Source organism: Oryzobacter faecalis, from assembly GCF_046764005.1.
Taxonomy (GTDB): Bacteria; Actinomycetota; Actinomycetes; order Actinomycetales; family Dermatophilaceae; genus Oryzobacter; species Oryzobacter faecalis.
On record NZ_JBKOFW010000001.1, the window covers coordinates 79,514 to 92,535 of the forward strand.

Below are 13,022 nucleotides of genomic sequence, written 5' to 3' on the forward strand. Positions count from 1 at the left end.
GGGGCCGCCCCGCCCCGCACCGAAAGGCTCCTGTGGACCGCCTCACCCCCGTCGTCTTCCACGACGCCTGGGGGTCGCACGTCTCCATCGCGAGCCTCCAGGGGCGCGACATCCCGAGCCCGCGGCCCGAGTCCGAGCTGTGGATGGGGGCGCACGAGGAGGGCCCGTCACCCACCGACCGCCCCGGGTCACCGACCCTCGCCGCCGTCGTCGAGGCCGACCCCGTCGGCGAGCTGGGCGCCGCTTGCGTCGAGCGCTACGGGCCGCGGCTGCCCTTCCTCCTCAAGGTCCTCGCACCCGGCCGCGCCATCTCGATCCAGGCGCACCCCACGGCCGAGCAGGCCCGGTCCGTGCGGGAGTCCGGCCCCCCCGACGTCTACGTCGACGACTGGGCCAAGCCCGAGCTGCTCCTCGCCATCGCGCCGTTCGAGGTCTTCGTCGGGCTGCGCTCCTTCGCCGAGGTCGCCGCCCTCGTCGACGGCCTCCAGGTCGCCCGGCTCTCCCGGCTCGTCGCGGACGCCGCGGGCGCCGAGGACCCCGAGCACGCCCTCCTCGCCGCGGTGCTCGCGACCCCGGCCGACGAGGTCGCCGAGCTGGCCCGCGCGGTGGTGGCGGGCTGTGTGCGGCTCGAGGGGAGCAAGGGGGCGCGCGGCGACGACTGCGCGGCGGTGGTCCGCGTGGCCGAGGAGCACCCCGACGACATCGGCCTGGTCGTCCTGCTCCTCATGAACCACCGGGTGCTCCAGCCCGGCGAGTACATCGACGTCGCGGCCGGGGTGCTGCACTCCTACGTCCGCGGCCTCGGCGTCGAGGTCCTCGCGAACTCCGACAACGTCGTGCGCGCCGGGCTCACGAGCAAGCCGGTCAACGTGCCCGAGCTGCTCCGCATCGTCGACCCACGGGCCGACGGCATCGCGGGCTGCGGCCGCGTGCTCGAGCCGGGGGTCGAGGTCTTCGACAGCGGCTCGGACCGGTTCAGGCTGCTGCGGGTCACCCCGGGGCGGCGGCTCCCCGGCGACACCTCGCCGCGCATCGTGTTCTGCCTGCGCGGCCGCGTGACGCTCACCGCCGCGTCGGGCGCCGTGGAGCTCGGCGACGTCGAGTCGGCGTTCCTGCCCGTGGGCGAGGGGGCCGTGACGCTCGAAGGCGCCGGGGAGGTCTACCTGGTGACCGTCCCCGACGCCTCCTGAGCAGGCGAGGAGCGCTGCGGCTCAGGCCGCCTTCGTCTCCTTGAAGATCGCGTCGATCTCGTCGATCTTCGCGAGCAGCTCGTCGGCCTTCGCGGCGTCGAGCTCGCCCTTCGTCCCGGACGCACCCGCGAGCTTGGTCGCCTCGTTGAACAGCGTGTGCAGCTGCGGGTACTTCTCGAAGTGCGGGGCCTTGAAGTAGTCGGTCCACAGCACCCACAGGTGGTGCTTGACGAGCTCGGAGCGCTGCTCCTTGATGAGGATCGCGCGGGTGCGGAAGTCGGGGTCGTCGTTGTCGGCGACCTTGGCGATGATCGCCTTGATCGACTCGGCCTCGATGCGGGCCTGCGCGGGGTCGTAGACGCCGCAGGGAAGGTCGCAGTGGGCCGAGACGTCGGTGACGCGGAACAGGGACAACATGGGTCGCTCACTCCTTGCGGTCTGGACGTGCGGTCGAACCCAACCTACCCCGGCGCACGACGGCCAGCACGACCGCCTCGACCTCGCTCGCGGCGAGCGACCCGACGTCGAAGGAGGTCACCCCCTCGGCGGGGTTGTCGGAGTCGACCCACCACCGCGAGGGGTCGTCCGGGTCGCGTCCGGTGAGGCGCTTGACCGACAGTGGTCGCGTGGCGCCCGTGGCGTCCGGAGGCAGCCGCACGACGTGGGAGCGCCCCGCACGCGGGCGCACCCCGCGCAGGACGAGGAGGACGTCGCCGTCGCGGTAGGTGGGGAGCATCGAGCGGCCCCGCACCCGCACGAGGGCGGGCAGGGGCAGGCTCACCCGCGCGGCGGCTCGTCGGCGGTGCGCTCGTCGGCGGTGCGCTCGTCGCCGGGGAGGCCGTCGAGGGCGTGCGCGCTCTCGCTGACCGACGCGATCACGGCCTCGGCGTGGGCCTGCTCCTCCTGGCGCATCCGCGACAGGAACGCCTTGGTGCGCCCGTGCTGCGGGTTGCCGATGACCTCGCTCGGGGGCCCCTGCTCGACGACGACCCCGCCGTCCATGAAGACGACGCGGTCGGCGACCTCGCGGGCGAAGCCCATCTCGTGGGTGACGACGATCATCGTCATCCCCTTGCGGGCCAGGTCGCGCATGACCTTGAGGACCTCCCCGACGAGCTCGGGGTCCAGGGCCGACGTCGGCTCGTCGAAGAGCATGAGCTTGGGGTCCATCGCGAGGGCCCGGGCGATCGCGACGCGCTGCTGCTGACCGCCGGACAGCTGGCTCGGGTAGGCCTGCGGCTTGTCGCCGAGGCCGACCTGCTCGAGCAGCTCGACGGCCCGCGCCGACGCCTCCTTCTTCTTCTGGCCCTTGACCTGCACCGGTGCCTCGATGACGTTCTCGAGGACGGTCTTGTGCGGGAAGAGGTTGAAGCGCTGGAAGCACATGCCGATGCCGCGGCGCTGCTCGGCGATCCGCTTGTCGGTGAGGCGGTGCAGCGTGCCGGCGCGGTCCTCGTAGCCCATGAGGTCGCCGTCGACCCAGATGCGGCCGCCGTCGATCGACTCGAGCTGGTTGATGCAGCGCAGGAAGGTCGTCTTGCCCGAACCGGACGGCCCGAGGAGCACGACGACCTCGCCGCGGTGGACGTCCATGTCGATGCCCTTGAGGACCTCGTTGCCGTGGAAGGACTTCGAGACGTTCACGGCGTGGACGAGGGGGGCGTCGGAGGTGGTGGCAGCCATCAGTGGTCGGCCCCGATCTTCGTCAGCTTGAACTGCGTCTTCTGCGGGACGGCGCCGAACCCGCGGCCGTAGTACCGCTCGAGGCGCGACTGCCCGACCATGAGGATGGAGCAGACGACGAGGTACCAGATCGTCGCCGCGACGATGCCCGGCATGATCTGGAAGCTGCGCTGGCCGAACTGGTAGCTCTGGTAGAACAGCTCGACGATGACGGGCACGGCCGCGAGCAGCGAGGTGTCCTTGACCATCGCGATCGTCTCGTTGCCCGTGGGCGGCACGATGACGCGCATCGCCTGCGGCAGGACGATCCGGCGCATCGTCTGGCCGGGCGGCATCCCGAGGGCCTGGGCGGCCTCGGTCTGGCCCCGGTCGACCGAGAGGATGCCGGCGCGGGCGATCTCGGCCATGTAGGCCGCCTCGGAGAGCCCGAGGCCGAGGATGCCGACCCAGATCGTGCTGGAGATGCTGTTGTAGTCGAGCTGGAGGAAGGTCAGGTCCCCGCTCAGGCCGAGCGCGTCCGAGAGCTGCTGACCGAAGGGGAGCCCGACGTCCAGGACGGGGTAGAGGAACCCGATGCCCGTGCCGAGGAGGACGAGCAGCACGTAGCGCGGGATCGCCCGGAAGAACCACGTGTAGACGAACGCGACGCCGCGCAGCACCGGATTGGTCGACAGCCGCATCACCGCGAGCAGGACCCCGAGCACGATGCCGAGGACCATCGCCCCGACGGTGCCGAAGACGGTGCCCTTCCACAGGCCCTCGATGACGGGGCGCTGCTGCATGATCTCGAACGCGAACGGGAAGTTCCACTTCTCGTTGGTGACGAACGAGCTGACCATCATCGCGGCGACGACCGCGAGGAGGACGACGGCCACCCAGCGCCAGGGGTGCCGGACCGGCCGGGCGTCGATGGCGCCCGGCCGGTCCTGCGTGGAGGAGGTCATCGGCTCAGGAGAGCTTCGGGTTCACCGCGAAGTCGGAGATGGCCCCGCCCTCGGTCTTCCACTTCGTGAGGATCTGCTTGTAGGTGCCGTCGGCCTCGAGCTGCTTGAGGGCCTCGACGATGGCCTCGCCGAACGCCGTGTCCTCCTTCTTCAGCACGTAGCCGTAGGGGGCCGAGTCGTACTGCTCGCCGAGGAGCTCGAGCGAGCCGCCGGTGAGGTCGACGGCGGCGATGGCCGGCGGGAGGTCGACGAGCATGGCGTCGGCCTTGCCGGACTGCACGCTCGCGGTGACCTTGGCCTGGTCGGCGTCGACGAGCACCTTGATCTCGGGCTTGCCGGCGTCGGTGCACGCCTTGTTGCGGGCGGGGAGGTCCTCGTCGGCCTGGACGGTGCCCTTCTGGACGCCGACCGTCTTGCCGCACGCGTTGTCGGGGTCGATGCCCTTCGGGTTGCCCTTCTGCGTGACCCACTGGGTGCCGGCGGTGAAGTAGCTGACCATCGTGGCCTGCTGCATCCGCTCCTCGTTGACGGTGAAGCTCGAGACGCCGACGTCGTACTTGCCGCTCTGGACGCCGAGGATGATGGCGTCGAACGCGGAGGGGACCCACTCGGTCTCGACGCCGAACTTGGCCATGACGGCGTCGAAGAGCTCGACGTCCATGCCGATGACGGTCTTGCCGTCGGTGTCGAGGTACTCGTTCGGCTGGTAGGTCGCGTCGGTGCCGACGACGATCTTGCCGGCGCTCTTGATCTTCTCGGGCAGCTTGGCGACGAGTGCCGGGTCGGGCCCACCGGCCGGGGTCGAGGCGGCCGGTGCCGAGCTCGTGCCGCCGCCGGAGGACAGCGAGTCTGAGCCGCAGGCCGACAGGGCGAGTGCGGTCGTGGCCACGGCGGCGACGACGAGCGCGCGGGAGCGGAACATGGTGGTCCTTTCACACGGTGCCGGGCCGAGGGGGTCCTGCCCGGCGGTGGGCTGTGGGGGTGATCCTGCCACCGGAGCGTGCGATGCGCGTCACGCCTCGGTAACTATCCGGCGGCGTGGCGCGCCCCGTTGCGCGACGCGCGTCACACCGCCGTCCCTGTCGCGGCGCGGCGCCACGTGCCATGATGGCGGCCTGCCGCGGCCACCCTCGCGGCGCGCGAACGCACCGAGACGCACCCCCCTCGGGCCGCACCCCCGACCACCTGCCGCCCCGGCGGTGCGTCATCGTGCCCTGTCCGAGGAGCTGCCCCATGGCCGCGTCGCCCCACGTCCCGTTCGTCGACCCCGAGAGCCCGGTGTTCCGCGCTCACGAGGGCGGCAAGCTGGGCGTACACGCGACGAAGCCGCTGCGCGACAAGGACGACCTGTCGCTGCTCTACACGCCGGGTGTCGCCGAGGTCTCCCTCGCCATCGCGGCCGACCCGGCGCTCTCGACCCGCTACACCGCCCGGGGCAACACCGTGGCCGTCATCAGCGACGGCACGGCGGTCCTCGGGCTCGGCGACATCGGCCCGCTGGCCGCGATGCCCGTCATGGAGGGCAAGGCGGTGCTGTTCAAGCACTTCGCCAGCATCGACGCCGTCCCGGTCGTCATGGAGTCGGGCACGGTCGACGAGCTCGTCGAGGCCATCGCCCGGATCGCCCCGTCGTACGGCGGGATCAACCTCGAGGACATCTCAGCGCCGCGCTGCTTCGACATCGAGGACCGGCTCAAGGAGCGCCTCGACATCCCGGTCTTCCACGACGACCAGCACGGGACGGCCATCGTCGTCCTCGCCGGGCTGCTCAACGGGGTGCGCGTCCTCGACCGCCGGCTCGAGGACCTCCGCGTCGTCGTCGCGGGCGCGGGGGCCGCCGGTGTCGCCGTCACCAGGCTGCTCCAGCGGGCGGGGGTGCGTGACGTCGTCGTGTGCGACTCGCGCGGCATCCTCCACCCCTCCCGCAAGGACCTCACCGAGCACAAGGAGCGCCTCGCCGCCTCGACGAACCCACGCGGCCTCACCGGGCGCCTCGGGACCGCCCTGCGCGACGCCGACGTCTACATCGGGGTGTCCGGCGGCCAGGTGCCCGAGGAGGAGGTGGCGTCCATGGCGCCGGGCAGCATGGTCTTCGCGCTCGCGAACCCCACGCCCGAGGTGCACCCCGACGTCGCGCGCCGCCACGCCGCCGTCGTCGCGACGGGACGCTCGGACTTCCCGAACCAGATCAACAACGTCCTCGCGTTCCCGGGCATCTTCCGCGGGGCGCTGGACGCCGGCGCCACCCGGATCACCGAGGCGATGAAGCTCGCGGCCGCGCAGGCGATCGCCGACCTCGTGCCGGACCCGACGCCCGAGCAGATCGTGCCCTCGGTGTTCCAGGAGGGCGTGGCCGACGCCGTCGCGGCGGCCGTGCGGCGGCTCGCGCCGACGGCCGGCCGGGGCCCGACGGGGGTGTGACCTAGGCTGACGGCGTCATGAGCGCCGAGCAGCCCCCCGCCGACCGGGTCCGCGTCCTCACGGTGTGCACCGCGAACATCTGCCGGTCGCCGTACGCCCAGGTGGTCCTCGCGGCGGGGCTCGAGTGGGCGCGCCCCGGCGCGTTCACCGTCGAGAGCGCCGGAACGCAGGCCCTCGTGGGGTACCCGGTCGACGAGGGGTCGGCCGCCCTCCTCGACGCCAAGGGACTGCCCCACGCCGACTTCCGGGCGCGGCGGCTCACCCCGGCGCTCCTCGCCGAGCAGGACCTCGTCCTCGTCATGGCGGGCTCCCACCGCGACTGGGTCGTCGACGAGGCCCCGGCGGTGCACCGCCGCACGCTGACCCTGCGCGAGCTCGCCGAGGCCATCGCGGACATCGGCGAGCGCGAGGACTGGGCCTGGCTCCTGGAGCGAGCCGGCGCCGACGACGTCGTGTCGCGCTGGCGGGCCCTGCCCGGCCTCGTCGCGCAGCACCGGTCCCGAGGCCGGTCACGGGCGAACCGCGACGTCGCCGACCCGTACCGCCGCGGCGCGAAGGCCTTCGCGCGGATGGCCGAGGAGGTCGACCCGGCGGTGCGGACCATCGTCAGCTGGGAGCGGCGCTTCCCCCGCTGAGCCGGCGCGCCCACGCCGTCGTGGCCTCGAGCGTGGGCAGCACCCCCGTGGCCACCGCCTCCTCCAGCGACGGAGCGGCGGCGTCCTTCGGGGACACCCGCGGCGTGATGCCGTCGGGCAGTGCGAGCCCGATGGTGGGGTCGAGGGGGTGCACCCCGTGCTCGCCGGCGGGGTTGTACGTGGCCGTGCACAGGTACATGAGCGTCGTGTCGTCCTCGAGCGCGCAGATGGCGTGGCCCAGGCCCTCGGAGATCCACAGGGCGCGCCGGTCGACGGTGTCGAGGACGACGGACTCCCACCGCCCGAACGTCGGGGACCCCACGCGGACGTCGACGACGTAGTCGACGAGCGATCCGGCCACGGCGGTGACGTACTTCCCCTGCCCGGGTGGGACCTCGGCGAAGTGGATGCCGCGGACCGTCCCCCGCGAGGACACCGACACGTTGGTCTGCACGACGTCGGGGCGGTGACCGAGGTGCTCGGCGAGGAGGTCCCCGCGGAAGGACTCGAGGAACAGGCCGCGGTCGTCGGGGAACTGCCGCGGGGTGATGACGAAGGCGCCCTCGATCGACAGCGGGCGCACCTCCATCAGCCGCGTCCCCGGGCGAGGCAGGCGTGGATGTAGGCCCCGTACCCCGACTTCTCCAGGTCGTCGCCGAGTGCCCGGAAGGCGTCGTCGTCGATCCACCCGGCGCGCCAGGCGATCTCCTCGACGCAGCCGATCTTGTGGCCCTGGCGTGCCTCGACGACGTGGACGAACTGGCTGGCGTCCATGAGGCCCTCGAAGGTGCCGGTGTCGAGCCACGCGGTGCCGCGGGGGAGGACGGTGACCGTGAGGTCGCCCCGCCGCAGGTAGGCGTCGTTGACGGCGGTGATCTCGAGCTCGCCGCGGGCGCTGGGGGTCAGGCCCCGCGCGATCTCGAGGACGTCGTTGTCGTAGAAGTACAGCCCCGGCACGGCGTAGTCGGAGCGCGGCTCCTCCGGCTTCTCCTCGATCGACAGCACCGTGCCGTCCGGTGCGAACTCCACGACGCCGTAGGCCTGCGGGTCGCTCACGTGGTAGGCGAAGATGTGCCCGCCGGTCAGGTCGGTGAGGCTGCGCAGGGCGGTGCCCAGCCCGGTGCCGTGGAAGATGTTGTCGCCGAGGACGAGGGCGACGGTCTCGTCACCGACGAAGTCGGCCCCGATGACGAACGCCTGGGCCAGCCCCTCGGGCCGTGGCTGCACGGCGTACGAGATCTCGATGCCCCACTGCGACCCGTCGCCGAGGAGGCGCTCGAACTGCTCGCGGTCCTGCGGGGTCGTGATGACGAGGACCTCGCGGATGCCGGCCATCATCAGGGTGGACAGCGGGTAGTAGACCATCGGCTTGTCGTAGATCGGCATGAGCTGCTTGGAGATCCCCCGGGTGATGGGGTGCAGCCGCGTGCCGGATCCGCCCGCGAGGATGATGCCCTTCATGGTCGGCGAGCGTAGCCCGTCGCCACGGGGCCGTCGGCCCGGCGACGACACGATGGCCGGTCGGCCTACCCGTACGCTGGCGCCCATGAAGGTTCTCGTCACGGGTGGGGCCGGGTTCATCGGCAGCAACTTCGTCCACCTGACCCTCGCGACCCGGCCGGACGCCGAGATCACGGTCCTGGACAAGCTGACCTACGCGGGCTCGCTCGCCTCGCTCGACGGCGTCCTCGACCGGGTGCGGTTCGTCGAGGGCGACGTCGCCGACCCCGAGCTGGTCGACGGGCTCGTCGCCGGCGCCGACCTCGTCGTCCACTTCGCCGCCGAGTCGCACAACGACAACTCCCTCGACGACCCCGCCCCGTTCGTCCGCACCAACCTCCTCGGGACCTTCGCCCTGCTGGAGGCGGTGCGCCGCCACGACGTGCGCTACCACCACATCTCGACCGACGAGGTGTACGGCGACCTCGAGCTCGACGACCCGAAGAAGTTCACCGAGGACACCCCGTACAACCCGAGCTCGCCCTACAGCTCGACCAAGGCCGGGTCGGACCTGCTCGTGCGGGCCTGGGTGCGCTCGTTCGGGATCCGCGCGACGATCTCGAACTGCTCGAACAACTACGGACCGCGCCAGCACGTCGAGAAGTTCATCCCGCGACAGATCACGAACGTCATCGACGGGGTCCGGCCCAAGCTCTACGGTGCCGGCCTCAACGTCCGCGACTGGATCCACGTCGACGACCACAACGAGGCCGTGTGGACGATCGTCGAGCAGGGCCGGATCGGCGAGACCTACCTCATCGGCGCCGACGGGGAGGTCGACAACCTCACCGTGGTGCGGCTCGTCCTCGAGCTCATGGGGCAGGACCCCGACGCCTTCGACCACGTCACCGACCGCGCGGGACACGACCTGCGCTACGCCATCGAGGCCGGCCGGCTGCGCACCGAGCTCGGCTGGACCCCGCGCTACGGCACCTTCCGCGACGGGCTCGCCGCCACCATCGAGTGGTACCGCGAGAACGAGGCGTGGTGGCGGCCGATGAAGGAGGCCACGGAGGCCAGGTACGCCCGGACCCAGCAGGTCCTGGCCCGCTGATGGCGCGCTGGTTCGTCGCCGGTGCGGCCGGGATGCTCGGTCGAGACCTGTGCGCCGCCGCCGGGTCGGCGGGTCACGAGGTGACGCGCGCCGACCTGCCGGACGTCGACATCCTCGACCTCCCCGCCCTGGTCCCGGTCGTGGCCGGCCACGACGTCGTCGTCAACTGCGCCGCCTACACCGCCGTGGATGCCGCCGAGACCGACGAGGCGCGGGCCTTCGCGGTCAACGCCGTCGGTGCGGCCAACCTCGCGCGGGCGGCGGAGGCCACCGGGGCGACGCTCGTCCACCTCTCCACCGACTACGTGTTCGCCGGCGACGCCACCGAGCCCTACCCGGCCGACGCGCCGGTCGCGCCGCGCTCGGCGTACGGGCGGACCAAGGCCGCGGGGGAGTGGGCGGTGCGGGCGCAGTGCTCGCGCGTGCACCTCGTGCGGACCGCCTGGCTGTACGGCGCCTCCGGGGCGAGCTTCCCGGCGACGATGAAGCGCCTCGCCGCCGAGCGCGAGGTCCTCAGCGTCGTCGACGACCAGGTCGGGCAGCCGACGTGGACCGTCGACCTCGCCGACGCCGTCCTGCGCGTCGTCGACTCGGGGGCGCCCTTCGGGACGTGGCACGCGACGGGGTCGGGGCGGTGCTCGTGGTTCGACCTGGCGCGCGCGGTGTTCGAGGAGCTCGGTCTCGACCCGGCCCGCGTGACGCCCACGAGCTCGGAGGCGTTCGAGCGTCCCGCACCCCGCCCGGCGTTCTCGGTCCTCTCGCACGACATGTGGGCGGCGGCCGGGCTCGACCCGCTGCCCGACTGGCGTGACGCACTCCACCGCGCCGCGCCCACCGTGCTCGCGACCGCCTAGGGTCGGTGGCATGCTCGCCGTCACCTGCGTCAGCCAGTCCGCCGACGACCCCCTGTCGGGCCTCGAGGTCGGGCAGCGACCCGAACCGACGGTCCCCGAGGACTGGACCACCGTCCGCCTGCGGACCGCCGCGCTCAACCACCACGACGTGTGGTCGCTGCGCGGCGTCGGCCTCCCCGCCGACCGGCTGCCCATGGTCCTGGGCTGCGACGGCGCCGGGATCGCCGAGGACGGGTCCGAGGTCGTCGTGCACGCCGTCGTCGCCTCTCCGGGCTGGACCGGCGACGAGACCCTCGACCCGCGGCGGTCCCTGCTCTCGGAGGTCCACGACGGCACGCTCGCCGAGGTCGTCGCCGTCCCTCGTGGCAACGTCGTGCCGAAGCCGGCCGGGCTGTCGTGGGAGTCGGCCGCGTGCCTGCCCACGGCCTGGCTCACCGCCTACCGGATGCTCTTCACGAACGCCGGGGTGCAGCCCGGGGCGACCGTCCTCGTGCAGGGCGCCGCGGGCGGGGTGGCGACCGCGCTCGTCCAGCTCGGGCGTGCCGCCGGCCTGCGGATGTGGGTGACGAGCCGCGACGCCGCCCGGGGCGAGGCCGCCGTCGCGCTCGGTGCCGACCGCGCGTTCGAGAACGGGGCACGGCTGCCCGAGCGGGTCGACGCCGTCATGGAGACGGTCGGGGCCGCGACCTGGTCCCACTCGGTCAACGCCCTGCGGCCGGGCGGCACGATCGTCATCTCCGGCGCCACCTCGGGGGACGCGCCGGCGAAGGCCGAGCTGACGAAGATCTTCTTCAAGCAGCTGCGCGTCGTCGGCTCGACGATGGGCACCCGCGACGAGCTCGAGCGGCTCACCCGGTTCGTCGTCGACGCCGGCATCGAGCCCCAGGTCGACTCCGTGCTCCCCCTGGCGGACGCCCGGGACGGCTTCGCGCGCATGGTCGACGGCCAGGTGTCGGGCAAGGTCGTCTTCACCGTCTGACCGGAGCCCTCAGTGGTGCAGAATGCGCGCCATATCGCGCGTTCTGCACCACCGCCTTCGGTGACTCCCTCTGGTCATCGCTCGTGCGTCGTCCGGGACTGTCGTCTGCGCCGTCCGACGGTGAACTACCGGGCGGTAACATGAGCGCACCACCACCCACCCGAGGAGCGCCCGTGAGCGCGGCGACCGAAGAGCACACCGTCACCCTGCACGGCCACGAGTTCTCGTACAGCGACAGCGACAGCGGCACCGGCCCGGTGCTGCTCTTCATCCACGGCCTCCTCGGTTCGCAGCGGCAGTGGGCCCACCTCGTCGACCGGCTCGACGACAGCCACCGGCTCGTGGTCCCGGACCTGTTCGGGCACGGCTCCTCGGCGAAGCCGGTTGGTGACTACTCCCTGGGCGCCCACGCGGCGACACTGCGCGACCTGCTCGACCGGCTCGGCATCGAGCAGGTGACCCTCGTCGGCCACTCGCTCGGGGGCGGCATCGCGATGGTGTTCTCCTACCTGTTCCCGGAACGCGTCGAGCGCCTCGTGCTCGTCGCCAGCGGCGGGCTGGGCCGCGAGGTGAGCCCGCTGCTCCGCTCCGCCACCCTGCCCGGCGCCGAGTACGTCCTCCCGGTCATCGCCTCGGGCTGGATGCGCGAGCGGCTCGCCTCGGCCGGACGACTGCTCGGCGCGGTGGGGCTCCGTCCGGGCCCGGACGTGCGCGAGGTCTGGACCGGCTTCACCTCGCTCGGCGACGGCGACACCCGCCGTGCCTTCCTCGCCACGACACGTGCCGTCATCGACCCCGGCGGCCAGAGCGTCAGCGCCCACGACTACCTGCCCGAGGCCACGCCCATCCCGACCCTCGTCGTGTGGGGCACCAAGGACCGGATGATCCCCGCCTGGCACGCGGCATCCGCCACGTCGTCGATCCAGAACTGCCGGGTGGAGCTGTTCCAGGGCGCGGGGCACTTCCCACACCTCGACGACCCCGACCGCTTCGCGGCGGTGGTGAGGGAGTTCGTGCGCGCGCCGGCGTAGGCGCCTCACGAGCAGCCCCGGCGGCCGCCACGGACCGGCCAGGGACCCGGATCAGGAGATCTGGAGCCAGTCGGTCCAGCCGTGGTGGAGGACGAGCCACGCGATGAGGCCGTAGCCCGCCTGCCCCGGGTGGTGGGGGACCGTGCTCGCCGCGAGGTCGGTTCGCCACTGGTCGTGCCCCGACAGCGGCGTGTAGCAGTCGACGAAGGGCACCCCCCGGCGGGCGCAGACGTCGGCCTGGGCCTCGACGAGCACCTCGAGGCGGCCGTTGAGGTCGGCGTCGTCGGTGGGTGGTGGGCTGACGACGAAGGTGTGCACGCCGGTGCCCGCGGCCTCGTCGAGGAGGTTCGCGAGGTTGAGGCGGTGCCGGGCGAGGGAGATGCCGCCCGCGACGTCGTCCGTGCCCACCGAGACGACGACGCGCCGCTCGGTGCGCCCGACCCACCGGGCCGGGACCTCGGCGGCCCACTGGCGCAGCACGTCGGCCGAGGTGTTGCCGCGGATGCCGAGGTTGTAGGCGGTCATCTCGAGGTCGGGGTGGGCCGTGCGCCCGACGACCCGCGTCACCCAGCCCTGCCCCTTGGGGTCGCCGACGCCGGCCACGAGGGAGGCGCCGAGGAAGACGACCGCGACGTCGCGCGGGCCCTCGGCGGTGACGGCCACCTGGGCACTCGGGCGGAACTCGATGGGGTGGATCCCGTCGTCGGGGGTCTCGTCAGTCATCCGGGCGC

The 13,022-nt window shown here is 72.7% G+C and carries 15 protein-coding genes; 7 read left to right on the forward strand and 8 right to left on the reverse strand.

Annotation, left to right across the window (positions count from 1 at the left end; translation table 11 throughout):
* The first annotated feature begins 32 nt into the window (after positions 1 to 32).
* Positions 33 to 1,190, forward strand: a complete 1,158-nt coding sequence (gene manA / locus ACK8HX_RS00405; RefSeq protein WP_411938666.1) for a mannose-6-phosphate isomerase, class I — start codon at positions 33 to 35, stop codon at positions 1,188 to 1,190.
* A 21-nt stretch (positions 1,191 to 1,211) separates the two neighbouring features.
* Here manA and sodN read toward each other — a convergent pair whose 3' ends face one another.
* The 5 genes from sodN to ACK8HX_RS00430 are packed head-to-tail and all read right to left on the reverse strand — an operon-like array spanning position 1,212 to position 4,739.
* Complete coding sequence (gene sodN, locus ACK8HX_RS00410) at positions 1,212 to 1,607, reverse strand: superoxide dismutase, Ni (RefSeq protein ID WP_411938667.1); 396 nt, start codon at positions 1,605 to 1,607, stop codon at positions 1,212 to 1,214.
* Positions 1,608 to 1,614: 7 nt separating this feature from the next.
* Entirely contained in the window at positions 1,615 to 1,971 is a 357-nt protein-coding gene (locus ACK8HX_RS00415; protein WP_411938668.1) for a S24 family peptidase, read from the reverse strand.
* Positions 1,968 to 2,873 (reverse strand): amino acid ABC transporter ATP-binding protein, encoded by a 906-nt coding sequence (locus tag ACK8HX_RS00420; RefSeq protein ID WP_411938669.1) that lies wholly within the window; start codon positions 2,871 to 2,873, stop codon positions 1,968 to 1,970. Before ACK8HX_RS00420 ends, ACK8HX_RS00415 begins: the two co-directional genes overlap by 4 nt.
* Positions 2,873 to 3,817, reverse strand: a complete 945-nt coding sequence (locus ACK8HX_RS00425; RefSeq protein ID WP_411938670.1) for an amino acid ABC transporter permease — start codon at positions 3,815 to 3,817, stop codon at positions 2,873 to 2,875. The genes ACK8HX_RS00420 and ACK8HX_RS00425 overlap by 1 nt, the downstream gene beginning before the upstream one ends.
* Before the next feature lie 4 nt (positions 3,818 to 3,821).
* Entirely contained in the window at positions 3,822 to 4,739 is a 918-nt protein-coding gene (locus ACK8HX_RS00430) for an ABC transporter substrate-binding protein (protein ID WP_411938671.1), read from the reverse strand.
* Positions 4,740 to 5,050: 311 nt separating this feature from the next.
* Here ACK8HX_RS00430 and ACK8HX_RS00435 point away from each other — a divergent pair, with 311 nt between their 5' ends.
* Positions 5,051 to 6,238, forward strand: a complete 1,188-nt coding sequence (locus tag ACK8HX_RS00435) for an NAD(P)-dependent malic enzyme (protein WP_411938672.1) — start codon at positions 5,051 to 5,053, stop codon at positions 6,236 to 6,238.
* Positions 6,239 to 6,255: 17 nt separating this feature from the next.
* Positions 6,256 to 6,873 carry an arsenate reductase/protein-tyrosine-phosphatase family protein gene (locus ACK8HX_RS00440; RefSeq protein WP_411938673.1) on the forward strand — a complete coding sequence of 206 codons (618 nt, stop codon included), beginning with the start codon at positions 6,256 to 6,258 and terminating at the stop codon, positions 6,871 to 6,873.
* Here the strand turns inward: ACK8HX_RS00440 and ACK8HX_RS00445 are convergent.
* Positions 6,845 to 7,462, reverse strand: a complete 618-nt coding sequence (locus ACK8HX_RS00445) for a dTDP-4-dehydrorhamnose 3,5-epimerase family protein (protein WP_411938674.1) — start codon at positions 7,460 to 7,462, stop codon at positions 6,845 to 6,847. The two genes, ACK8HX_RS00440 and ACK8HX_RS00445, sit on opposite strands and share 29 nt — an antisense overlap.
* Complete coding sequence (gene rfbA, locus ACK8HX_RS00450; protein ID WP_411938675.1) at positions 7,462 to 8,334, reverse strand: glucose-1-phosphate thymidylyltransferase RfbA; 873 nt, start codon at positions 8,332 to 8,334, stop codon at positions 7,462 to 7,464. Before rfbA ends, ACK8HX_RS00445 begins: the two co-directional genes overlap by 1 nt.
* An 85-nt stretch (positions 8,335 to 8,419) precedes the next feature.
* Between rfbA and rfbB the strand changes: the two genes are divergently transcribed.
* From rfbB to ACK8HX_RS00470, 4 genes are all read left to right on the forward strand, one after another.
* The gene (gene rfbB / locus ACK8HX_RS00455) at positions 8,420 to 9,427 is read left to right on the forward strand and encodes a dTDP-glucose 4,6-dehydratase (protein ID WP_411938676.1); all 1,008 of its coding nucleotides are present in this window, start codon (positions 8,420 to 8,422) and stop codon (positions 9,425 to 9,427) included.
* Complete coding sequence (gene rfbD / locus ACK8HX_RS00460) at positions 9,427 to 10,281, forward strand: dTDP-4-dehydrorhamnose reductase (RefSeq protein ID WP_411938677.1); 855 nt, start codon at positions 9,427 to 9,429, stop codon at positions 10,279 to 10,281. Before rfbB ends, rfbD begins: the two co-directional genes overlap by 1 nt.
* Before the next feature lie 10 nt (positions 10,282 to 10,291).
* Positions 10,292 to 11,260, forward strand: a complete 969-nt coding sequence (locus ACK8HX_RS00465; protein WP_411938678.1) for a zinc-binding dehydrogenase — start codon at positions 10,292 to 10,294, stop codon at positions 11,258 to 11,260.
* A 173-nt stretch (positions 11,261 to 11,433) separates the two neighbouring features.
* Positions 11,434 to 12,291, forward strand: a complete 858-nt coding sequence (locus ACK8HX_RS00470) for an alpha/beta fold hydrolase (RefSeq protein WP_411938679.1) — start codon at positions 11,434 to 11,436, stop codon at positions 12,289 to 12,291.
* 51 nt (positions 12,292 to 12,342) lie between these two features.
* Here ACK8HX_RS00470 and ACK8HX_RS00475 read toward each other — a convergent pair whose 3' ends face one another.
* Positions 12,343 to 13,014, reverse strand: a complete 672-nt coding sequence (locus tag ACK8HX_RS00475; protein WP_411938680.1) for a GDSL-type esterase/lipase family protein — start codon at positions 13,012 to 13,014, stop codon at positions 12,343 to 12,345.
* Positions 13,015 to 13,022: the final 8 nt, after the last annotated feature.

Excerpts from the sequence above, each read along its gene's own strand:
- sodN (WP_411938667.1), bottom strand. The coding sequence starts at position 1,607 with ATGTTGTCCCTGTTCCGCGTCACCGACGTCTCGGCCCACTGCGACCTT.
- ACK8HX_RS00420 (WP_411938669.1), bottom strand. The coding sequence starts at position 2,873 with ATGGCTGCCACCACCTCCGACGCCCCCCTCGTCCACGCCGTGAACGTC.
- ACK8HX_RS00425 (WP_411938670.1), bottom strand. The coding sequence starts at position 3,817 with ATGACCTCCTCCACGCAGGACCGGCCGGGCGCCATCGACGCCCGGCCG.
- ACK8HX_RS00430 (WP_411938671.1), bottom strand. The coding sequence starts at position 4,739 with ATGTTCCGCTCCCGCGCGCTCGTCGTCGCCGCCGTGGCCACGACCGCA.
- ACK8HX_RS00435 (WP_411938672.1), top strand. The coding sequence starts at position 5,051 with ATGGCCGCGTCGCCCCACGTCCCGTTCGTCGACCCCGAGAGCCCGGTG.
- ACK8HX_RS00440 (WP_411938673.1), top strand. The coding sequence starts at position 6,256 with ATGAGCGCCGAGCAGCCCCCCGCCGACCGGGTCCGCGTCCTCACGGTG.
- ACK8HX_RS00445 (WP_411938674.1), bottom strand. The coding sequence starts at position 7,462 with ATGGAGGTGCGCCCGCTGTCGATCGAGGGCGCCTTCGTCATCACCCCG.
- rfbA (WP_411938675.1), bottom strand. The coding sequence starts at position 8,334 with ATGAAGGGCATCATCCTCGCGGGCGGATCCGGCACGCGGCTGCACCCC.
- rfbB (WP_411938676.1), top strand. The coding sequence starts at position 8,420 with ATGAAGGTTCTCGTCACGGGTGGGGCCGGGTTCATCGGCAGCAACTTC.
- rfbD (WP_411938677.1), top strand. The coding sequence starts at position 9,427 with ATGGCGCGCTGGTTCGTCGCCGGTGCGGCCGGGATGCTCGGTCGAGAC.
- ACK8HX_RS00465 (WP_411938678.1), top strand. The coding sequence starts at position 10,292 with ATGCTCGCCGTCACCTGCGTCAGCCAGTCCGCCGACGACCCCCTGTCG.
- ACK8HX_RS00475 (WP_411938680.1), bottom strand. The coding sequence starts at position 13,014 with ATGACTGACGAGACCCCCGACGACGGGATCCACCCCATCGAGTTCCGC.